General features: G+C 40.8%; 13 protein-coding genes. 10 read left to right on the top strand and 3 right to left on the bottom strand.

Translation table 11 applies throughout. The features are described from left to right. The coding region (locus tag RG963_RS02445; RefSeq protein ID WP_310574691.1) for a hypothetical protein at positions 1-1140 on the bottom strand (1140 nt) is incomplete at its 3' end. Positions 1141-1652: 512 nt separating this feature from the next. Between RG963_RS02445 and RG963_RS02450 the strand changes: the two genes are divergently transcribed. The 3 genes from RG963_RS02450 (at position 1653) to RG963_RS02460 (ending at position 5298) form a co-directional block, all read left to right on the top strand. Beyond that, positions 1653-4325, top strand: a complete 2673-nt coding sequence (locus RG963_RS02450) for a HEAT repeat domain-containing protein (protein WP_310574692.1) — start codon at positions 1653-1655, stop codon at positions 4323-4325. A gap of 246 nt (positions 4326-4571) precedes the next feature. Continuing rightward, positions 4572-4919: a hypothetical protein gene (locus RG963_RS02455; protein ID WP_310574693.1), complete on the top strand. Its 348-nt coding sequence runs from the start codon at positions 4572-4574 to the stop codon at positions 4917-4919. Between the two features lie 193 nt (positions 4920-5112). Further along, complete coding sequence (locus RG963_RS02460; protein WP_310574694.1) at positions 5113-5298, top strand: hypothetical protein; 186 nt, start codon at positions 5113-5115, stop codon at positions 5296-5298. Between the two features lie 317 nt (positions 5299-5615). On the opposite strand, the gene RG963_RS02465 is transcribed toward RG963_RS02460, so the two are convergent. Continuing rightward, positions 5616-5975 carry a SpoIIAA family protein gene (locus RG963_RS02465; RefSeq protein WP_310574695.1) on the bottom strand — a complete coding sequence of 120 codons (360 nt, stop codon included), beginning with the start codon at positions 5973-5975 and terminating at the stop codon, positions 5616-5618. A gap of 906 nt (positions 5976-6881) precedes the next feature. Beyond that, entirely contained in the window at positions 6882-7535 is a 654-nt protein-coding gene (locus RG963_RS02470; RefSeq protein WP_310574696.1) for an HAD family hydrolase, read from the bottom strand. A gap of 1099 nt (positions 7536-8634) precedes the next feature. Between RG963_RS02470 and RG963_RS02475 the strand changes: the two genes are divergently transcribed. The 7 genes from RG963_RS02475 (at position 8635) to RG963_RS02505 (ending at position 23272) form a co-directional block, all read left to right on the top strand. Then, positions 8635-10365, top strand: coding sequence for a carboxylesterase family protein (locus RG963_RS02475; RefSeq protein WP_310574697.1), 1731 nt, complete (start codon positions 8635-8637; stop codon positions 10363-10365). 1690 nt (positions 10366-12055) lie between these two features. After that, entirely contained in the window at positions 12056-13162 is a 1107-nt protein-coding gene (gene carA, locus RG963_RS02480; protein ID WP_310574740.1) for a glutamine-hydrolyzing carbamoyl-phosphate synthase small subunit, read from the top strand. Next, positions 13162-16404: a carbamoyl-phosphate synthase large subunit gene (carB, locus tag RG963_RS02485; protein ID WP_310574698.1), complete on the top strand. Its 3243-nt coding sequence runs from the start codon at positions 13162-13164 to the stop codon at positions 16402-16404. Before carA ends, carB begins: the two co-directional genes overlap by 1 nt. Before the next feature lie 273 nt (positions 16405-16677). Further along, positions 16678-17865: an argininosuccinate synthase gene (locus RG963_RS02490; protein WP_310574699.1), complete on the top strand. Its 1188-nt coding sequence runs from the start codon at positions 16678-16680 to the stop codon at positions 17863-17865. 330 nt (positions 17866-18195) lie between these two features. Further along, a complete protein-coding gene (locus tag RG963_RS02495; protein ID WP_310574700.1) occupies positions 18196-21042 on the top strand; it encodes a phosphorylase family protein in 2847 nt (948 codons plus the stop codon). A 40-nt stretch (positions 21043-21082) separates the two neighbouring features. After that, positions 21083-22111: a DUF5677 domain-containing protein gene (locus RG963_RS02500; RefSeq protein ID WP_310574701.1), complete on the top strand. Its 1029-nt coding sequence runs from the start codon at positions 21083-21085 to the stop codon at positions 22109-22111. An 813-nt stretch (positions 22112-22924) separates the two neighbouring features. Continuing rightward, positions 22925-23272, top strand: coding sequence for a hypothetical protein (locus tag RG963_RS02505; RefSeq protein WP_310574702.1), 348 nt, complete (start codon positions 22925-22927; stop codon positions 23270-23272). Positions 23273-23561 lie beyond the last annotated feature (289 nt).

Consider the following 23561-nt stretch of genomic DNA (forward strand, 5'->3'; position numbering starts at 1 on the left):
AGAAAAAGACTCTACCCTTCGATACTCCGATTGAATCCCAAATGCAAGCTCAAGGGCTTTTTCAATAAGCTCTTCATTTCTGGACCCATAAAGATGCGGGACAAGCGAGGAAAGGATCTGGAATTTTGCATCTCCGTACTTAAGGTGGGAGGCGAAGTCAAAGATATTTTCCATAATTTCTTCTTTTCCCTTCCCTCGCAGATGACTGGCAAGCGAAGAAAGAACTATGGCTCTTTCGTCTTCATCTTGAATATTGGAGGCAGAGTAAAGGGCTTTTTCTATAAATTCTACCTTTCTTGGCTCTTCCAGAATCGGAACAAGCAGGGAAAGGACATCTGACCTTATATCTCCATATTGAATCCGGGAGGCAAAGTTAAGAGCCTTTTCCAGAATTTCTTCTTTTTCGGGCCCCTCCAGCTGAGAGACAAGCGCCAAAAGGGCCTTTGCTCTTTGAGATTCTTTTTGAATTTCAACATCTATTTGTGTAATTTCTGCAATTTTTGCCATTCGTATGGCAATGGCACTACTATCTTCAGTTATAATTCTCTGGTCAAGTTGAATGTGCTTATAATGTTGATGTGGCTTTCCGGCACTAGCATCGTTTTCGGTTGTAATTCTCAGGTCCAGAGCAGTAGTTTCAGTATCCGAAGTTTTAAACCGCTCTAAATCCTGAACAGTACTGTTTTTTGCTATTAATTTCTCAAGAAACGTATTAAATTCTTCAAGCACTTTATTTTTGTCAATTGAGTTCTGTTTTGAGCTTTGTATTATAAGCTTGACCGAGCTATCCCCAGCCATCATCCTCTGTATTGCCTCATCTTCCATAAAAGGTGAAATTTCTCTAGTTAAATCAGGGTACTTTTCAAACGATCTTAGAATCTCCTGAATAAAAACCTGCTTTACTTCCGGATCAGAAGGTGCAACCACCATATCTCCTGCGGCTTCTTTTAACTCAGAGCATTCTCTAGAACACAGTTTTTCCCACAGTTTTTTCTTAATCTCCCAAACATCAGGCCCTACTTTTTTGCCAGCTTCCTCAGCTGCTTTTTTAGATCCGATCACCAGATAAGGAATTACAGGTTCGATAGAATCTGTTACTTTTTGTGCCAGTTGCTTCATTCTTACATCCTTTTGCCGCATTGCTTCAGCCTTCTATTTAACAAAATATTATTTTTTTTATTTATAGTTTAGTTCCAAAATATACTGATAAAAGCAAGTGTAATACCTGTATCCAATTGTAGAATTCATTAACTCTAAAATCAATTGAATAATTATATCAGTTCTTAATCAAAAAATTCCGAAACAACATAGATTAGAGAATAAATAATACAACAAATATAATGAGACAAACCCTAACTTTAAAAACTTTTCTGAAATACTTAGCAACATCCACTGGACGAAGACTGAAGCATGGACGCAAGCCATCTAAAAATTGGTGTTTTTTCCAGACAGTTTATCACCTCCTTTGGAGTAAATAAGGAGTGAAGGCGATTGAGCGCCCAAAACTTTCCAGGTGACTTTACTTCTCCGGCTTAACTCCGGATTCTTTTTTACTTCCGGCTAAAATACAAAATCAATAGATATAAGAGGAGACCTGCCAGATTGAGATACAGGAAATAAAAAGGGAATAGAATAGTGGTTGGTGGAAATTCTTGAGTGAGCAACCAGGGATACATGCTAGGACTTTCAGTCAGGCCTCAGATGAGAGGATAAAGGCTGCAAGGCAGCTGGGAGCTTTTTTTGAAGTTTTTCCTGACAGAATGCAGGCTTTTGAAGATCTGTTAAGGCTTTGTTCTGATGGAAAAAGCGAAGTCCGGGAAGAAGCTGTCAACTCCCTTACAACGGTTTTTCCGAATGTGCCGGACAGGCAGCTTGCATGGGAGAGACTTGTGAACCTTACGGCTTATCCGGAAGAGACGGTAATGACGGCTGCAGTCAATGCACTGGTCAGTGTTTTTTCCCTCATGCCGGACAAAAATCGGGCATGGAAAGATCTTGTTGAGCTGATAAACTCAAAATCAAGTATGGAGGATGTGAACAGGGGAATTCTCCGCTCGCTTTCTTATTTGATACACGAAGTCCCTGATAAGCAGCAGATGTGGAAAGATCTGCTTGAGATGGCGTCTTCGGATGATTCTTATGTGCGCGAAAAGTCGGCTTCGCTTTTAAGTATGGTTTTTCCGGAACTGCCAAATGAAGGAAAAGAAGAGGCCTGGGACGAAGTACTGGAGCTGGCCACCGAATCTGTGGATGGGAAGGTTAGGGAGCAGGCTGCACGGGCTCTCGGCGCTGCTTATCCTGATATGCCGGATGAAATGAAGGACGAGACCCTGGAGACTCTGCTGGAACTTGCAGTGTCAGAAAGCCCTGAGGTTCAAAAGGAAGCACTTCTGGCTCTTCCTCCTGTTTTTTCCCATATCCCGGATAAAATAGAAGCCTGGAATGATGTACTCAGGCTTACGGGAGACGAGAGCGAACATGTACGAAAACAGGCTGTAGATGCCCTGGTTTTTATATTTCCTGACATGCCGGATAAGAACAAAGTATGGGTTGATTTCTTGAGTCTCACCAGGGAAGGGGACGAGTATGTAAGGAATGTAGCAGCTGATGCGCTAGCATCTTTATTCCCCAGCCTGGATGACAAAAGTTCACTCTGGAATGAACTTATAAAACTAACAGAGGATAAGGACGAACACGTCCGAAGAATGACTGCTGATACCCTCACCAAGGTTTTTCCGTACATGTCCTACAGGAATGAGGTATATTCTGAGCTTGTGCGCCTGGCTGAAAAAAAGGATAGCTCTGTACTCAGGAAAGTTGTAAATACGCTTGCCTCTGTTTATCCCCAGTTGTATAATAAGAACGGAGTGAGTGAAGGGGAATTGGAAGAACTGGGAAAACACAAATCGGGAGAAGAAATAAGTAAATCTGGGGAAATAAGTAAATCTGGAGAAACAAGTAAGTCTGGAGAAACAAGCAAGTCTGGAGAAACAAGCAAGTCCGAGGAAATAAGAAAGTCCGGGGAAAAAGAAGGAACTGATAATATGCAGGTTCAGGATAAGGAAACTAGAACGCCTGTTTCTTATTTCTCCGATTTTGCGGTTGATAGCAAAGAGTACATACGAAAAGATATAGCAGAGCTATTTACCAGGGCAGACTCTGGCCTTCCGGACAAAAACGAAATTATAGAAAAACTTATCAGCCTCAGTTCGGATCCGGACCCCCAGATGAGAAGAGGTTCAATAGAGTCTCTGCTTTCTGCTTATTCCCAATACGGCAAAACACAGGATATCTGGAGCGAAATTCTCAGGATGGCAGGGGAAGACGACACAGGTGCCAGAAAGAACGCTGCAGAGCTACTTCACTATATTTTTTTAGCAGATGAGGGGAAATCCGCAGTCTTTTTCGACCTGGTCAGGCTCACTGAAAGCCAGGATGTCCAGCTTCGGAAGAGAGCAGCGGAACTTCTTGCCGTCGCTTTTGCTTATTCTGAAAATAAACAGGAAGCCTGGGACGAGCTTGTGAGGCTTGCATCCGTTGAGGACCGGGAAGTCCGGAAGGAAGCCGTTCTTGCCCTGTCGTCCGGCTATACAGAGGTTCCTGATAAGGGAAAAGCCTGGAAGGACATGTTCCAGCTTTCCGGTCATAGCGATAGTTTTGTGCAGAGGGTTGCAACACGGGCGCTTGGATCTGCCTTTTTCCACGTGCCGGATAAGACACAGGCCTGGAGAGACTTGAAGGCGCTTACTGATAACCCGTACGTTTATGTCCGAAAATATGCTTTCCGCTCCCTTGGAAAAGCTTCTCTCTGGAGGGCATTAAGGGCTGAGAACGAAGCTACTTACATTTTCGGGCTGAAAGAAGCTGTCAAATACTTTAAAGAAGCAGCTGAAACATCTGTTGGCTTCCATATTCCTGAATTCTATTTCCCCTTTTATGAAGCTCTCTTATTCATTCTTTTCAGCGACAGGCCTGGCGTAGTAAAACTTGAAAGTGATAGGTACCTCTCGAAAATAACTGGTGAGATCAGGGAGCAGAAAGAAAACCACAAACTTCTTAAAATTCTTGAACAATTTGCAGGGCTTCTAAGACGCGCAGGAAATCTGACTCCAGGTGACCTGTCTGCGCAGAAGAAGCTGCTTGAAACATGTATTCTAACTTTTGATAAATTTTCAAGTCTCTTTGAGGAGATAGAGGGTGAAGCTATTCTTGCTCAAAAAACCGTGAACAAAGAAAAGATTGTGAAAAAAGATTATTCTAAACTTGGAAAGGAACTTCTTGAACGGGTCGAGAAAAAGAAGTCATCCTTGATCAAAAAATCCTGAAGAAAGAATCTTCCGCCCTGAAATGAGAAGTTTGAAAATAATGAAGAAATGCTTTATGGATCGCCACTAAGGGAAGACTCGTTTTGTTCTGATCGGATTTATTTTTGTTCTGATCGGATTTATTTTTGTTCTGATCGGATTTATTTTTGTTCTGATCGGATTTATTTTTGTTCTGATCGGATCTATATCTGATGCCGGTGTCAATACGTCTTCGAGAAATTCAGGCAAGTAAATTGTCTCTGCACCTTGGAGTTTATATTCTATCCTGCTAATTTCTCTTTCATGTACAGGGCAGAAATTGAACTGACGGATGCGGACTTTGAATTTGCAAAGCCTCCTCTTTCAAAAAAATATATTTGTCTTGTGTTCAAAAAATATCAGCTTGATTTTATCGCTTATTTTGGTGAAAATATGTTCTATGTTTCAAGGCAGAATTCGCCGCCCCTCCCTCCCTTATATCCCAGTGCACGATATCCTGAAGATATCGAACTTGTACTTGATTTCATGGCACGTGAGAGAATCCGCAGGATCAGCTGGGAGAAGGGAATGCTCTTTCGGTCCGCAGTTCCGGGACTTTCTGCTAACGGGAAGTAAGTTTATTTTAAGAAAATGAAGCCCTGAGGAACTGGGACTGAGAGCAAGGAATCCAGAGAAAAGAAGCTCGGATATATCTGTATCGAAGACAAATACCGGATTGATTTTTTCTTTTTGTTCGGGTTATTTATAGTTTCATTTCAATATAAAACATTACAAAATTTATCTTTATCGTAACTGGAGGGGTATTGAAATGATACATCAATGGGAGTATGATTCTCGCAGGCTTGATGGTTTTAACATGCCACAAATGATGAGCGAACTCGAAAGAATCGGAAACGAAGGATGGGAACTGGTTTTGATCAAGAACGATATTGATGAAGAAGGCAACGTAACTGCGATTTTCAAAAGGGAAAAGAGCGACACGATATCTATATAAAAATTCACGTTTTAATTTTACTCCCTTTTTGCTATTTTTACTTTTTTACTGCTAATTTTGAATTTTATATTAATTGTATTGTGAACTTATTTCTTATTTTTCCAGTATTTAGAAAAGCTATGCGATAAATAACAGGGAAAAATAACTACAATTTTGGAGGGAGTGGGGATATTATGGAGAACATCCCTACAATAAAAATAAAAGGCAGAAAAAATCCCGTATGCCAGAACGGGGGGCAAGGTGGTGATATAATGACGTGCGGGGAGAATTGGCAAGTCAAATACTTATAAAAACCATATCTATTGATATAAATAATATTATTCACTGATCCAGGCCTTTGCTTTATCAAATTCATTATTACTGAAAACTTTCACTTGGACAGGAATAATGAATTTAAATACGTTGACAGAATCATTTATCCAGTGAACATCAGAAATAACCGCAACTTTTTCGAATGAAAGTGTATGCCATGACACCTTTGCATCTTCTACGTAAGCATCCAGTGCATAATGCATAAAGTCCTTGTTCAATTGATAAAGCATACGAATCTTCTTGTGCCTTTGCAGTTTGTCTTTCATTGCAGGAATTAGTACAGTGTCGTAGTCTTCTCCCGTTATCGTTCCACTACCAATGATACCCAGAACATTGTCTGGCAAACCTTGCATAAGTTCCATCATAATATTTTCCTCCAAAACGAACATGAAATTCTTCGAATAACATGCACAAATAAATGAAAGTACTTTTCACCTTACCTTTTTTGAGTATTGATTTCATCGTTACCCTTAGGTAGGAAGTTTGTACTAATGACGCATATACGAGACTAACAAATATAGCTATTTTTATACATCTATCCCGCTCTTCTACAGCGTATACCATATGACTTATGCACTTGAGACACTAAATCAAATACAACAGCTTTTATGGTTAGATTTGTGTTTTAGACAATTGAATGTTTAATACTGTTGAAATCTCAGTTCAACCGCGTAAGTCCGAGTTATAATCTCCATCAATTAAGAATATTTGAAAAAAGGAGTATTTTAAGGATAGCGGAATCTATCTTTAAAATCAAAGAATAATGAATACGAAAAGTCAAAAAGAGGAATTAAATCGAGAAATTAGAGGAAAATATTTGAAAAATTCATGCGAAGAAAAACGTCAGAGGTAAAATTAAGATCCATGCTTGTCATCTCTTAAAAGCAGAGATTTCCAATACTTTAATCACGCAATTGGCCTGTCACCATGCTACTCTATATCCAAAAACCATGTCCTGACATCCTTGACACAGCCCGGAACTCTCGAATTCCCTAATAAACACTTCGGTTCTGAATTCGTCTTCGTCTACTCTATCCGCACATAATGGACATCTGCACTCTTCAACCATCGCAACTTCTCTCCCAAATTCTAATGATCTTAGAAAGCTTTTTTTCTATGTTCATATGGCTCTGTAGAAATCCTCTGAAACAAAGAATCTCCATCAATTTGAATTGAGTGGCTTGATACATTTTTATTCGTTTTCAGCCTCTTGGAACTGATTTTGAGAAGTTTACTACGCAGCCAAAACATTAATCATGCACGTGTGAAGATTATCCATATCTCCAGGCATCCCGGATATGCATCGCATTCATCCCGAGGCTTTGAGGCGGATATATATCGTTTTCTGGTGTATCTCCAATGGAGAGCACTTCCCAGGGCTCAAGCCCAAGACGGTCGAGGGCCATCCTGAAGAGTCTAGTGTCAGGTTTCTTTATACAGTGATCAGAGGACATGATTACGAAATTAAAGCGGTCATATAATCCCAGGAAGCGAAGCTCCTGTTCCGTAAAAACTCTCTGAGCATTGGAGACAATGCATTTAGGGACATTTCTGTATTTTTCGAGCAGGCGCAGGCTCTGAGGATAGGCTTCCAGTTTTTTTAAAGATGCGGTCCTGAATACTTTGGCAGTTTCAATTCCAAGCCAGTAGGGATCGATATCCATAAAAGCGTTTTCGGCACAGATCTCGGCAAAAATCTCTTCTATACGGATATCCGGGTGCCGCTGACCTGAATTGCCCAGCCTACCTATGACTTTCCATCTATATTCTTCTCTGAGTCTGTCAGGTTCGATCCGTACTCCTTGATAGATCAACCACTTGCTTACCCTTTCATTTGTTTCCCTGCTATCTTCATCAGTCTTGATATCAATGAGAGTTTTATAACAGTCAAAGACTAAACCTTTTATTTTTCCTTTTTGAAGCATAAGGATTCCCCGTTTTAATTTATCCCAAACAGTTAAGGATTTTGAATTTGCCTACAATATTTCTCAATTACTAATGAGATTAGTCTTCAGTTATATAGATGTTTTGACAATACCTATAGTAGAGCTAAATACACATATGTAGCTCCGTATTTCTATATAAATCCCCTCAGCATCAATTCTGAACTGATATATTGAAAATGAAAGGGGTTTAACCTGGAGTGGTGTTTTCATTATCATGGTGGGACCATAATGATAGAAAAGTCCACTCATGAAATGTGTAATACACCAACGATTATCTTTCAGGCGTTTATCGGGGTTCAGGAACTTCTTTTGGTTTTTAGGTGGATTTGTAGGTATCATCGAGAAGGTCGTCAGTCTTTTCCTTATATTCTTTTTTAGGGCTTATCCCAAAAGACAATTTACTCTTAATCATTAAGAATTTTCAGGATTGCTTTCATAGTCAGGACCGTGAGTGATTATTTCAAATACAATATTCAAGAAGCAAACTTTGAGTTTTAGGTTCATTTTTGGAATAACTATCCCAAAAAAATGTTCTTGACCTAATTTTGTCCTATTCTTTGTATCCTCTTCAAATTGTATGGGTAAAAGTAAATTTCACATATTTGCCGAGAATTTAAAAATTTAATTAAGTCTCAAAAACAGCCTCAAACAATGCATTTAACTTTACAACTGTATGACAAAAATATACTTTAACTTAAATTTCAAGTTTATTTGTAATATAAATATCTGACTCTGCAGACATGTAAGTTAGGACAGAAAAATTGTAATGGTTATCCCAAAGATTAAAACAAAAAAGGTAATCATTCAGCTACCTCTACTCCGAATTTATTTTTCTGCAACATTTAATGCTGATTATTTTCATTTGGTTATTATAAAAATAGCCACTCGTGTTTTAAATGAAACGTGAAGAGATTTTATATTTATACAACTCGAATTTTTAGAACATCACAAGGAACGGATGCTTCCTGTATCAAAAAGGGAGTGATATGCAGAAATTAAAACTTATGAAAATGAAACATTAAACTCAGAGGGTTATTCTGCTTCACTATCATCCTGACACAAAGGAGGCAAGCAATAAATGACAGAAAAGAATCCGAATACTGGGGAGCGGGAGCTTGTCATCACAAGAATTTTCGATAATTCACGAAAGCTCATCTTTAAGGCGTGTCCTGATCCAGAATGCGTGAAGCGCCGGTGGGGGACGAAAGACTTCACATCATCTGTTTCGAAGAAGATCATAGCAAAAGAAATGAAAAAATGCAGATTACTTAAATGCAGATTACTTGTTTGTGTGATATTTGTCGGATTATATCTCATGACGGGAGGAGGCATGGCTGAAGATACACAGAGCGAATCAGATGCCGGAATTGTAAAGACCGAAAATGGATATATTTCAGGGATAAATGAAAGCGGACTCCGGATATATCTTGGAATTCCATATGCCGCCCCTCCTACAGGTGATCTGAGGTGGAGACCTCCTGAGGCTGTAAAACCCTGGGAAGGAATTCGAAAGGCGGATAAGTTCGGGCCGACATGTCCCCAGGTAGTTGCACCTGCTTTTGGATCTGAATGGTCCCCCGGGAAAATGAGCGAGGACTGTCTGTACCTGAACGTCTGGACGCCGGCAGTGGATTCGAAAGAAAAACTGCCTGTGATGGTCTTTATCTACGGAGGGGCATACGTGCGGGGATCAAGCTCTCTTCCACTCTATAACGGAAGTGCCCTTGCAAAGAAAGGCGTCGTCGTTGTCACGCTTAATTATCGGGTCGGTGTTCTTGGATTCATGGCACATCCCCAACTGTCAAAGGAGTCACCTCACAATACTTCAGGCAACTACGCGCTCCTTGACCAGGAGGCAGCCCTGAGGTGGACCCAGAACAACATAGAAGCCTTCGGAGGAGACCCTACCCGCGTTACGATCTTCGGGGAGTCGGCAGGAGGGGCCAGTATTCTCGCTCAACTCGCTACCCAGCAGAGCAGAGGGCTCTACAGCCAGGCCATCGTAGAAAGTGGTCCCATCTGGAAGAGAGGGCCAATATTACCTGCTTATAATACAAAAGCTGAAGCCGAAGAGTACGGCCTGAAATTTGCCGAAAGCCTCGGATATTCTGGGCAGGATGCGATTCAACAGATGCGCAATAGAAGTGCTTTTGATCTGGTCAATGAAACACCATATATATTGAATTCCACATTCTGGGGTTTCCACAATGTTGGCTTCAAGCCTACTATTGATGGATGGCTGATCACAGAGGCCCCTGAAGAAATCTTCAGGCAAGGGCGGGAGAATCCAGTCCCGCTCATCATAGGGATCAATGCCGATGAAGGCACCTTACTGGCTGCGAATACAAATATGACAGTTTCTCAGTACGAGCAGTTCATACGGGACAGCTTTGGGGAAAACGCCAGCCAAATTTTAGCCAAGTACCCGGCAAGTACAAAGGAAGAAGTACAGCATCAAATGGAGAGGATCACGACAGATATCGACTTTGCTTCGGCAGCAAAGTTTGTTGCTGGGTCCATGGCCGATCTCAATCAGAGCACGTATCTGTATAAGTTCACATATGTCCTGCCCGGGCAGCCTAATGGTGCATACCATACCAGCGAACTCTACTTTGTGTTCCGGCCCAGCTATTGGAATCCGGATCCCACCAGCAGCAAGGTCTCAGATTATATGATGGATCTCTGGATCAGGTTTGCTAAGACTGGAAACCCCAATGGAGGGATCAATGTAACCTGGCCGGAGTACAACACTGAGAAAGACCAGTATCTTGATATTGGGGTGACTCCTGTGGTTAAAACCGGATATTGACAGGTCTTCATTTAGCAATCCCTTGCGGCTGTTTAAGACGGGGAAGTGCTCTGCAGACCGAGCTCCCTCCATTTTTAGGCATACCAGATCGTTGCCTAATTTCGGTCTCTTGATGGTTATTTCCTTGATCTAATTTTTGAGATTGAATTTGATATATTGTATAGGTAACGAGCAAAATATCCTATAGTGCATAAAATATTATATGCCAAAAAGGCTAAAATGGAACAAAAAATCCCGACCTCCTTATTTTTCAGAGGTAACTGGGTTGAAAAATCAACAAGTCACAAATAATTTTGATGAGATTATTGCAGACTGTAAAATGATTTTTGACGAGAAAAGAAGGTTTCATGCTAAATGGAATTTATACTGTCAAACTAAGGTTATTTGGAGAAGAGATTGCGTTCCCACCTGAAAATTCTGGAAGTCCCGAAAGGCACTTATTAGGTCTTGTTTAGGAAGAGGTTTGGTACTGGACTCACGGGTTGCGAGCTCTTAATTTTATCTCTTCACTTCTATAATATATTTTTCGGAGTAGGCGTTGAAGTATTTCTTGTGGAATAGGTCTTTGCTATGTGGTCTTGGTAGATGAGAACGCAAATTATACTATGTTCTCACCCTATATAATATTTTTAACACATAATGTTATTTCGGATATATTATGTTAGTACATACGTCTAATTTACTTTCATTGGTTTAACTTTATAGCATCAATCTATAAATCCTGCACGTAATCCTGCACGTAAATATTTGCACCTGATTTGCCCAACGTTCGGTAACAAAGAAAAACATTGACAAGCGCGGAAAAATTCACTCAAGACTCTACAACCAGCTACAACATCTCTAGTGCATCGATTCTGATATAAATCCATTTTAGATTGTTATTCCACCAAGCTTGGATCTTTGGACAATGTTTGCAGCTTGATTTCTAGAACGACTTAACCTGGTCAGATAATCTAACTCTTTTTGAGTAAATGATAATTTAGGGCGACGGCTTATACGAGGCATAAAGGTTAGTTATTGAACAATTAATATAATTATTTTATGGATTTATATCAGAATCGATGCACTAGTAACAAAGTGGATACTATAAGGTATGTTTGAACTAGATCTTTTTTTGTCTTTGATTTCCTCTCCTTTATCTGCCTCTTTTTTGTTTTTTATTTCCCCCCTCATTTACCATATTTTCTAGATGTTCGTTCATGCATATATTTATATTTGTTGTAAATGATTTAAATTGTGCATCTGTTATGTTGCCTACTGATTCCTTAAAAATCCATTGAATTGAAAAACGGTTAAAAGTCGGATCCTGGTTTTCTCTTCGGAATCGAATTTATGAGTACATGCATCTGCCATATTTTTTACTATCCTCTAAACCAAACCTGCCAGAATTTCATACCTGCACATTTGACTCCTGACAAGTATAATACTGTCGCGCTGTCAGTTGCACGAAGGCGCTGAATACTTTTGCCCTGCATGTAGATACCAGGCTTCCAGTCAGCCTCAATTTTGTGATAGTCTGATACAAGGAAAAGACTCATTGAAATGCAAGGTAGACCTGTTTACAGGATATAAAATTTAATTGATATATTTATATATTAAAAGACTCAAGAAATACCAATAACTCAGGGAATCGGGAAAGTCATCGTAACACTTATACATGTCTTACGACATTTACTCGCAGGTTCAGATGATGAAAGCAGTACTAGGCTTAGAAGACGGAACAATTATTAGGGGCACCGGTTTTGGTGCTGAAGGCACAGCTTGCGGCGAACTTGTTTTTACCACTCAATTCACGGGATATGAGGAGGCTTTAACAGACCCTTCCTACAAGGGCCAGATTTTAATGTTCACTTACCCTCTTATCGGAAACTATGGTGTCAACGGGGAGCGCGTCCAGTCCGATAACATCCATGCGGAGGGGCTTGTTGTCAGGGAAGCCTGCAAGAAACCCTATCATTACAAATCATCACGTTCTATCCATAAATTTTTAGAAGATGAAGGGAAACCAGGGATTGAAGGCGTTGACACCCGGTCGCTTACCATCGGGGCAAGGGAACGCGGGACAATGCGGGCAGCCCTTATCACCGGCAGCGACGACGGGGAAGAAGCCGTGGAAGTGGCAAGGAACTTCCCGCAGATAACGGACGAGGAACTCATATCCCTTGTAACCTGTAAAGAGCCATATTTCATTCCCGGAGCAGAAGGCGCCTGGAAAGGCATCGGCAAGCGCAAACATGCGGTTGTAGTTGACCTTGGGATAAAACGCAATATTATAAACAACCTGCACAAGCGCGGAATTGACCTCACACTGGTTCCTGCAACTACTAAACCCTCGGAAATTGCAAGCTACGAACCGGATCTTCTTTTTGTATCAAACGGGCCCGGAGACCCGGAAAAAGCAATAGACGCGATCAATGCTGTAAAGGCCTTTGCGGGCACGATTCCAGTCAGCGGGATCTGTTTCGGACACCAGATTATCTCCCTTGCAATGGGAGCAAAGACTTACAAATTGAAATTCGGGCACAGGGGAGGAAACCAGCCTGTAAAGGACCTCATTGAAAACAGGGTTTTCATAACCTCGCAGAACCACGGATATGCTGTTGATGCGGATTCCCTGGAGGGCACAGGGCTATATGTAAAGTACCTGAACGCAAACGACAAAACCGTGGAAGGTGTTTCCCACAAAGACCTGGATATTTTCAGCGTGCAGTTCCATCCTGAAGCCCAGGCAGGGCCCACGGATACAGAAGAGACGTTTTTCAGCAAAGTTGTAAAGGTCCTCGGAGGTGAAATTTAATGCCCAAACGTGAGGACATAAAGAAAGTTTTGCTTATAGGTTCAGGGCCAATCACTATCGGTCAAGCTGCAGAATTCGATTTCTCAGGCAGCCAAGCCTGCAGGTCTTTAAAAGAAGAAGGCATCCGGGTTGTGCTTGTAAACTCCAACCCTGCAACCATAATGACAGATCCGGAAATGGCTGATTCGGTCTATATCGAACCCCTTGATGCCAGAATTGTGGAAAGGATCATCGAGAAAGAGCGCCCTGACGGAATTATTGCAGGCATTGGAGGGCAGACAGGCCTGAATATTACCAGTGAACTTGCAGAAATGGGCGTTTTCGAAAAATACGGGGTGCAGATCCTTGGGACTCCTGTTGAAGCTATCAAAAATACGGAAGACAGGGAACTCTTCAAAGAGACCATGCTCAGGATAGGGGAAAAGGTTCCTTTGAGCAGGGCAGTCAATACATTAAAGGAAGCCGAAGAAGTTGTTGAGGAGCTTGGCCTTCCTCTGATCATCCGCCCGGCTTACACTCTTGGCGGGGCTGGAGGCGGAATTGCCCGCACAAAGGAAGAACTTCTTGAAATCACGGAACGCGGGCTCAGGCGCAGCCGCATTTCCCAGGTGCTCATAGAAGAAAGCGTGCTGGGCTGGGCAGAGGTCGAATATGAAGTTATGAGGGATGCAAACGATACCTGTATCGTAATCTGTAACATGGAAAATATTGACCCCATGGGCGTTCACACCGGAGAATCCGCAGTTGTTGCCCCCTCCCAGACCATGAGCGATGCAGAACACCAGATGCTCAGGAGTGCCTCAATCAAGATCATCCGCGCCCTCAAGATCGAAGGTGGGTGCAATATCCAGTATGCTTTAAAAGAAGGCGATTATCGTATTGTCGAAGTAAATCCCAGGGTTTCGAGGTCATCAGCCCTTGCGTCCAAGGCTACAGGCTATCCGATTGCCCGCGTAACCGCAAAAATTGCAATCGGAATGACTCTGGATGAAATAATAAATAACGTTACCAAGAGCACCCCTGCTTCTTTTGAGCCTGCTCTGGACTATGTAATTACAAAGATTCCCAGGTGGCCTTTTGATAAGTTCACAACCGCAGACAAGACCCTGACCACAGCAATGAAGAGCACCGGAGAAGTCATGGCAATAGGCAGGACAATTGAAGAGTCCCTGTTAAAGGCTTTCAAGTCCCTGGATATAGACAACCAGCTGGGAATAAAACACTGGGAAGAACCTGAAATCAAGACCCTCCTCAAAACCCCGACAAGCGAACGTCTTTTTGTGATCTTCCATGCGCTTGAGAAAGGCATGTCTGTAAAAGAAATTGCCGAACTTTCGAGCATCAACCCCTTCTTTATCTCAAAGATGAAAAATATCGTTGACATGGAAAAACGCATCAGGGCAGAAGAGCTTACCCCGGAATTTCTGCGCGAAGCAAAAAGGATGGGCTTCCCGGACACTCGCCTTGCAGAACTGACCGGCAAAACCATGCAGGAAATAATCGATTTCAGGCACGCAGCCGGAATTGTGGCTACATTTAAGATGGTGGATACCTGCGCAGCCGAGTTTGAGGCAGCTACTCCTTATTATTATTCCACTTACGAAGACACCTGTGAGACAAAACCGTCTGACAGGAAGAAGATCCTTATCCTTGGGGCAGGGCCTATCAGGATAGGACAGGGAATCGAATTTGACTACTGTACGGTCCATGCGGTCACTGCGCTTCGGGAAGAAGGCATCGAAACTCATATCATTAATAACAATCCTGAAACCGTGTCAACGGACTTCGACACCTCGGACAAGCTCTTTTTTGAGCCCCTAACCCTGGAATATGTCATGAACGTGATCGAGCGTGAGAGGCCTGACGGGGTCCTGGTGCAGTTCGGAGGACAGACCTCGGTGAACCTGGCTCTTCCCCTCAAAAGGGAGTTAAAGCGCAGGACAGATCTTGATACCGTAATCATGGGCACTGCCCCTGAGGATATGGACCTTGCCGAAGACAGGGAAAAGTTCTATCTGCTTATGCAGAAACTCGGCGTCCCGCAGCCTGAAGGTGGATATGCGACTTCCCAGCAGGAAGCAATCGAGGTTGCAAAACGGATCGGTTTCCCTGTACTTGTTCGCCCCTCCTACGTGCTCGGCGGGCGGGCAATGGAAATCGTCTATGACGAAATCGACCTTGAACGCTATATGAAAGAGGCAGTAAGGGTTTCTCCGGAACACCCGATCCTTATTGACGATTTCCTTGAGGCAGCCTGCGAAATCGATGTGGATGCGGTCTGTGACCAGAAAGATGTGCTTATTGGCGCAATCATGGAGCATATAGAGGAAGCGGGCATACATTCAGGGGATTCGGCCTGTGTAATTCCGACCCAGTCTCTCTCGCCTGAAGTGCTTGACCAGGTCAGGGACTACACACGAAGGATCGCTCTTGGCCTCAGGGTCAAAGGGCTGATAAACCTTCAGATGGCAGAGAAAGATGGAAAAGTCTATGTGCTTGAAGCAAACCCGCGTTCAAGCAGAACAATTCCCTTTGTCTCAAAAGCCGTAGGAATTCCGCTTGCAAAGATTGCAGCCAAAGTCATTGCAGGGCACAGCTTAAAGAGCCTGGGTTACACGGACGAGCCAAAGCCAAAACATGTTTCGGTTAAGGAAGTTCTCCTGCCTTTTGATAAACTGCCGGGTGCAGACCCTGTCCTCGGGCCGGAAATGAAAAGCACTGGAGAGGTCATGGGTATTGACTACGATTTCGGAAGGGCATACTATAAGGCAGAGCTCGCAGCCGACAACCTCCTGCCTCTTACAGGAAAAGTCTTCCTGTCAATCCGGAATGCAGATAAACTCGAGCTTGTGGAAGTGGCAAGGAAATTGCAGGCTGCAGGCCTTGAACTCATGGGCACGACGGGCACTGTGAATCACCTTGCAGAACATGGGATCTTCATGGACACTGTAAAGAAGATACATGACGGAAGCCCGAATGTCATCGACATGATGCGCAGGGACGAAGTTGACCTGATCATAAACACTCCCACAAGCAAGCAGTCGCGTAAGGACGGCTCCAGGATCAGGCGGGCAGCCGTGGACTTCAAGGTTCCCTACATCACCACAATTCAGGCAGCAGTTGCTGCAGCCGATGCTATAGAGACCATGAAAAAAGGGCAGGACCTTACGATCAAATCTATTAACGAGTATCACAAAGAGATGGAACAGGAAAGCAAAATCGAACTGGCAAAAATAGAGTAAAAAGCCAGAAAGTCCTGAACCAGAGTTTTGCGCGGATATTCCGAGCCGAAAAGGGTGGCTTTTCTTCCATCCTCATACATTTATTTCGATCCGGTATTCATTTATTTCAATTTGGAATTCATTTATTTCATTCGAAATTCATTTATTTCATTCGAAATTCATTTATTTCATTCGAAATTCATTTCAAATTTTACTCTTATTTGTGTTAATCCATAAATTTGTTTTAATCCATAAATTTGTTTTAATCCATAAGTTACAAGGGGTACTAGAAACATGGCAAAGAAAGTTGCACTTGCATATTCAGGAGGGCTTGACACCTCGGTGTGCATCCCCATCCTCAAGGAAAAATACGGGTACGACGAAGTAATTACAATTTCGGTCGACGTAGGCCAGCCTGAAGAAGAGATCAGGAAGGCGGACGTAAAAGCTGCGAAGATCAGCGACAAGCACTACACGATCGATGCAAAGGAAGAGTTCGTAAAAGATTACATCTTCCCCCTGATCAAAGCCAACGGAAATTACGAAGGCTACGTTATGGGCACCTCGGTCGCCCGCCCGCTGATTGCCAAAAAGGTGGTAGAGGCTGCCAGGAAAGAAGGAGCAATAGCCCTTGCCCACGGCTGTACCGGAAAAGGCAATGACCAGCTCCGTTTTGAAGCCGTTTTCCGCCAGACCGACATGGACGTTATCGCCCCGATGCGGGAAATGAACCTGACCCGTGAATGGGAAATCAATTACGCAAAAGAACACGGAATCCCGGTCGAAGCCACGAAATCCAAACCCTGGAGCGTTGACGAAAATATCTGGAGCCGCAGCATCGAAGGCGGCAGGCTTGAAGACCCTTCCTTTGTCCCGCCGGAAGAGATCTACGAGTGGACAAAATCCCCAGAAAATGCCCCTGACCAGCCCAGGATCCTTGATATCGCCTTTGAAGCAGGAGTCCCAATTTCCCTTGACGGCGAAAAGCTTGGCGGCTACACTCTTATTAAGAAGCTGAATGGGATTGCAGGCGAAAACGGAGTCGGCAGGACTGATATGATTGAAGACCGCGTCCTTGGCCTTAAAGCCCGCGAGAACTACGAGCACCCAGCTGCAACCGTCCTCCTTGCCGCCCACGCCGACCTGGAAAAACTCATCCTGACCCGCGGCGAACTGAAGTTCAAGAAGACCGTTGAAGAGCAGTGGTCCGAAATGGCATACGGCGGCCTTGTAGACGACCCCCTCTTTGCCGACCTCAACGCCTTTGTCGACAAGTCCCAGGAAAGGGTCACAGGCACAGTGAAAGTGAAGCTCTACAAAGGCGCCCTCACAATCCTTGCCCGCAGCTCGCCAAATGCCCTGTATTCCGAAGACATGGTTTCATTTGACAGCCAGACCCTTGACCAGAAGGATGCAGAAGGGTTTGCGAAGTACCACGGGTTCCAGGCCAGGATGTACAGGAAGGTAATGGATAAGAAGTGAAGTTGAAGTTTTAAGCTCTTTTACCTGTCCTTTTGTTTTTCAAGAAGGGCAGGGGAATTTCCTCTTTTTTTCGCTTATTTTATGGACTGGTTCTGGATTTTTGATTGTTTTTGTACCTCGGGTTCCAGAGAGATTGATCACTTTAGATCTTTTCCGGATTGCTGGAATAGGCATCTTAACGATTATTGTCACCGTGCGCAGCACGGGCTTTCCAAGTAGTAAAAAATTGACTTTTTAAATTTAATTTATCTAAAACGGATTCAATTTAGAAACTTTTTTAAATTAGAAGTTTTTAGAATTAGTGACAAGTGGTGGAGATTTTTATAATTCATGAATGACGAAAATTGGAAACGTTCATTGGAAACATTTGAAATTGCGTATTGTGAATATGCTCCTGGTGCAAGACGTAATGTTATTCAACTTTTTCCTCAAGTTACTGACAAACAGAAGGCATGGGAAGAATTAGTGGCACTAACGGCAAAAATGTTGATCAACGAAGATTATAGAGTAATATCGTGCATGCCATTAATATTTAGTTTGGCTTTTCCACATGTCCCTAATAAAGAGAAAGCGTGGTTAGATATAACTAAATTAGTTGATTTTAAGGAAAGTAAAGCAGATGAAACAGTAAAAAACTCTATGATTTCTATTTTTTCAAATTCGCCAGATAAAGAAAAAGCTTGGGCAGATTTATTACGATTTACAAGAACTACAAATAAGAATAGTTTGCGTACTGCGGCCAAAATTCTTTGTTTAAATATTGTCAGTCGTGAAGATAAACACAAAGCTTGGGAATATCTTATTCGACTCATAAAGTATGAGGAGACTGAAGTAAAAACAATTTCTGCGAGCAATATTAATTATATTTTTCCAAATGTTTGTGATAAACATACAGTTTGGGAAGATCTAATAGAATTAATCCACGATAAAAATATCCAAGTTAAAAAAGATGCTTTAAATGCAGTTGTCTCTAATTATACATTAGCTCCAGAGAAACAAAAGGTTTGGGAGTCTTTAGTTAAGTTTTCTTTTGATAAAGACAGTCAAGTTAAAACGATTGCCGCGAATGGGCTTGTAAATAATTTTTTGTATGTTCCAGATAAACAAAAAGCGTGGAACGACCTAATTAAAGTTACCTCTGGAGATTACCAAGTAAGAAGAGTTGTAGCAAATTTCTTAAAATCTGCTATTTTGACGGTAGATAATAAGGAAGCAGCTTGGGAAGATCTTCTCACGCTCTCAGCACATAAAGATATAGATGTGAGAAACCATGTATCTTCTGCTTTAGTTTTTGCTTTTCATTTAATTTCAGATAAACAAAAACTTAGTCAAGATTTACACAACTATATGAAAAATGAGGATAGAAATATAAAAGCAACTGTGACATCGATAATTAGTTTTGTTTATTCTCAACTTCCAGATCGACAACAATTTTGGGAAGAATTGATAGAACTTACAAGTGACGAAGACATTGGTGTAAGGAGAAACGCTTACTATTCTCTCGGAAAAATCTCTATATTTAAAGCGTCCCAAGCAGAGAATGAAATCGATTACAGGAGAGAATTTGAACAAGCTATAAAGTTTTTCGAAAAAACGTCACAGGAATCTACTCTTTTTAATCCATCACAATTTTGCCTGCCATTCTACCGTTCATTCTACACAATAATTTCCGACGAAAAGCAGCAGACAAAAGGTGAAGTTGACAAGTATCTTACAGAGGCTAGAATCGCGATTAAAAGGTCAAAAAACAAACAACTACTCATCGAAGCTGTAGAAAATCTAGCAAAGGCGTTAGAAGAAGTCCAAAGCCTTGAAAATAAAAGTCTTGAAAGCAAAAAAGATGAACTCAGTCTTTACATGGAATACTGTGAACAAGCTGCAGATTTAATGTCCGAAACTGAACAAACATCCCCTTATGCTACAGAGGTTTTGAGAAAAGGGCTTCCCATCCTAAACAGAAAACTAAAATCCCTTCTCAAAGAAATTAAGGAAAAAGCAAAGATTGCGTGCCAAGAATCGAAAGGTACTGCTACAGAAGAAATCACATATACTGTCAGTCGAGAAGTCCAAAGATGGGAAATCAGTAGTCAGGAAGAAATGACACAAAAAGTGGAAGGTCTTATTTTTATTTTAAAGTCTAAAATACCAGACCTTCCAAAAAACGAATACATATTTACAAAAATTGATAATATTAAAGACGAAAAAGACATTTTAAAACAATATGAAAGCTTAGAGCTTATTATTGGGTCTATACCTACAATTCAAATTTCCGGTGTAAATGTGATTGTTGACTGCGAGCAAACAAAACCTACAATTGGAATTATTACTGCGTTGCCTAAGGAATTCACTGCAGTTAAAATCCTACTTGAGAATCAAAGAACGTATAAAGTAGATGGAAAAGGTGCAGGTAGAAGATATTGTTTGGGGGAAATTGCCTCTATATATGAAGAAAAATACAATATCGTTTTATCAACAATAGGTATGGGGAATAATATTGCTGCCTCACGTGCATCTCTTCTACTCGAACATTTTCCTAAAGTAGAATCGATTATTATGGTAGGTATTGCTGGTGGAGTGCCAGATCCTAAAAATGCTGATAATCATGTTCGTTTGGGTGATATTGTTGTATCAGGTGAAAAAGGTGTTATTCAGTACGATTTTATAAAAGAGGAAAGAGAAAAGATTGAATATAAATATTCTCCAAAACCTCCAAGTGCAAGTTTACTAGAGGCGGTAAGATATCTAGAAGCAGAAGAGATTGAAGGGAATTCCCCATGGATGAATTATATTAATCAAGCTTTATCTAAACTAAAAATAATCTCCCCTTCAGGAAATCAAGATCAGTTATACGGCTATGAAAATGGGGAAATTTCTCATCCCTTCGATTCTAAAAGAACAACAGGTCAACCCCGTGTCTTTATTGGACCTATCGCTTCCGCGAATAAGCTTTTAAAAAATCCAGTTTTAAGAGACGAATTAAGAGATAAGTTCAAAGTCAAAGCCATTGAAATGGAAGCTTCTGGTATCGCTGATGCGACATGGAATCACGAAGTTGGATATCTGGTAGTAAGAGGCATCTGCGATTACTGTGATTCTCACAAAAACGATGAATGGCAGCAGTATGCAGCTGTTGTTGCTGCGGCTTATACGAGGGCTTTGATTGAGTCGATGCCGTGAAATCTGAGTTTCGGTAATTGCTGAAGGAAGTAGTCACAACATGAAAAGTAATGATAGTAATACAAATAACGAGAAAAATCAGGATTATTTAGACCTGTTTAATATTCCCTCAGAAGTCAAGGAAGCAATAAACCAGTTCCATGAAGAGATTATAAATAATGCCTCCGATACCTTGAGAGAAAATTATGAAGAAATAGAGAATTTTAAGAAAAGAGTAAATAATTTTTGGAAAAAACCTCTGGATTTACTGGATTTACTTTTGATATATTCGCGACAAATGGGATCAAAATTTAACAAGGAAATGAGAACGCCTGCAGAGAAAGAAAACGACTATGTCTTTCTGGCATTAACCAGACTTCATGCTAAAGCTTGCCTTGTTAGTCAAGAAATTGCCATATTGATGAAACATGGATATGCATCTGGTGCACATGCTCGATGGCGCAGCCTTCACGAAATCGCAGTTACTGCATTATTCATAAAAGAGCATGGTAATGAAGTGGCAGAACGATATCTCAATTATCGGTATATAGAATCCTATTATGCAATGAGACAATATAAAGTACATGCAAAGAAATTGAATTATGAGCCGCTTGAAGAAGAGGAAGAAGAAAATACTACCAGTGTAAAGAATTTTTTTGTTGAAAAGTATGGAAGCTCTTTTGAAAATCCTTATGGATGGGCTTCAAAAGAGCTTAATAAGCCCAGACCAACTTTTGCTGACATTGAAAAATCTGTTGGTGTCGACCACATGCGTCCTTATTACAAGATGGCCAGTAATGCCGTTCATGCAGATTCAAAAGGAACTTTTTTTAACATAGGATTATCTGAATCCGATAAAGAAAAGATTCTTCTTGCAGGATCAAGTGACTCAGGATTAGCTGATCCGGGTTCAGGTACGGCTGTATCGATGAATCTAATTAATTCAACTCTTATAACTTCAAGGCCAAATGCAGAAAACTTAATTCTTTTGCAGGCAACATCGATATTAGTAAATGAAATTGACGAAGCATTTTTTGAAGCACATAGATTTATTGAAGAGCAGACTGAGGGAAAAGCTCTACATATTTAAACATTAGATCTTAAACAGCCCTTCAACAGAAAAGAAACATTTTGTATATGGTTTGGGATTTACGTGAATATAATAAATATAGTAAATATGGAAAGAAAGAAATAAATAGCATTCAAATTTCGCCTAGACTTTTCATACTGCAAATCAGCTTCTTGTGTACCATAATATTCATTGTAGACATCATCTTTCAAAGATGTTTTAACATGATTATCGTAAATCCAGATACCTATTCCGTATATCATAATTAGAAAAGAAGCAGATCTAAATTTGCCTATGTCAATATCAAATAAATTGGATGCAAATGAAGATAGAAATATGAAAGTTGAAATACAGATACCAAATTTATATGGTTGATTATCAAGAAGATTATGTATATCTGTAAAGGAATCCATATAGATCTTTTACACATTAACTTAATATTTTATAAATGTTTCATTCTATTTCTAATTTTAATTAGAAAACAGTTCTCTAAAAGAAAATTGATTAATAATAAAGCCCTGTGAAGTGCCCTTTTTGAAGCTGCAAAATCACGGCGTTTTTCAATTTCACTTTTCTTAACATTATCTTAACAAACGTATTCGGGGAAGATTTCAGCAGACCGCCGACAGGAAAAATAAATTTCACTTGTCTATTTCGCAAATGGGTGTAGTTACGGAGTTATTTTCAGACCTCGGGCTCTCAAATGGCGATGGGTGAGGGCAGCCTTCTAAGGCTCCAAACTTTTTCCACGAAAAAGTTTCTATATCTAATTGATGATGTCAATTACAATTACAAACTTATGGATGAAATAAATTAAATTAGGAGTGGATAAAAATGGTAATTAAAGAAACTGATTTCAGTCGATTAAATGAAAAACTGGTTGAGAATCCATCTGCAAAATTCTTCATTTGTATGCGGAATATCCCTGTGTATGTAAAGAATGAATTGATCGTGGAATGCCCTGTACTCTCACCCAGTAGTAAGCTGGCAAATAATTATAGACTAGGTTTAATAGATCCCTGTCAATTTTATACGAACTATTATAATGAACTGAAAAATCCAATTTGTCAAGAATTAATGAAATCTATACTAAGCATATCTAAAAACGACGATATTTATATTGTAAATATTAATAAAGACGCAAGGTTATTACTGCTGGACATATTGAAAAATATAGAATAATTTTACTTGTTACTGAATAAGTGTGGGCCCTTCCAAGTTATCTGAATTGTTACTTATTTTCTTAATAAAGGTATTAGGGGAATATTCAAACAGATCCTCGGCAGGATAAATATATTAAAACTGAATTAACCTGAAGAAAAGTTCACTTTCAATCAGAAAAAGCCCTCCCCAAAAGAAAAGAATCGCTTAATCAAAAAAAGCCCTGCAAAGTGCTTCTTCTCAAGCTGCAAAAATCACGGGTTTTCAATTTCACTTTTTTTAACTTTATCTTAACAAACGTATTCGGGGA

This window comes from Methanosarcina baikalica, from assembly GCF_031461075.1.
In the GTDB taxonomy this organism is placed as follows: Archaea; Halobacteriota; Methanosarcinia; order Methanosarcinales; family Methanosarcinaceae; genus Methanosarcina; species Methanosarcina baikalica.

Excerpts from the sequence above, each read along its gene's own strand:
- RG963_RS02460 (WP_310574694.1), top strand. The coding sequence starts at position 5,113 with ATGATACATCAATGGGAGTATGATTCTCGCAGGCTTGATGGTTTTAAC.
- RG963_RS02465 (WP_310574695.1), bottom strand. The coding sequence starts at position 5,975 with ATGATGGAACTTATGCAAGGTTTGCCAGACAATGTTCTGGGTATCATT.
- RG963_RS02470 (WP_310574696.1), bottom strand. The coding sequence starts at position 7,535 with ATGCTTCAAAAAGGAAAAATAAAAGGTTTAGTCTTTGACTGTTATAAA.
- RG963_RS02475 (WP_310574697.1), top strand. The coding sequence starts at position 8,635 with ATGACAGAAAAGAATCCGAATACTGGGGAGCGGGAGCTTGTCATCACA.
- carA (WP_310574740.1), top strand. The coding sequence starts at position 12,056 with ATGAAAGCAGTACTAGGCTTAGAAGACGGAACAATTATTAGGGGCACC.
- carB (WP_310574698.1), top strand. The coding sequence starts at position 13,162 with ATGCCCAAACGTGAGGACATAAAGAAAGTTTTGCTTATAGGTTCAGGG.
- RG963_RS02490 (WP_310574699.1), top strand. The coding sequence starts at position 16,678 with ATGGCAAAGAAAGTTGCACTTGCATATTCAGGAGGGCTTGACACCTCG.
- RG963_RS02495 (WP_310574700.1), top strand. The coding sequence starts at position 18,196 with ATGAATGACGAAAATTGGAAACGTTCATTGGAAACATTTGAAATTGCG.
- RG963_RS02500 (WP_310574701.1), top strand. The coding sequence starts at position 21,083 with ATGAAAAGTAATGATAGTAATACAAATAACGAGAAAAATCAGGATTAT.
- RG963_RS02505 (WP_310574702.1), top strand. The coding sequence starts at position 22,925 with ATGGTAATTAAAGAAACTGATTTCAGTCGATTAAATGAAAAACTGGTT.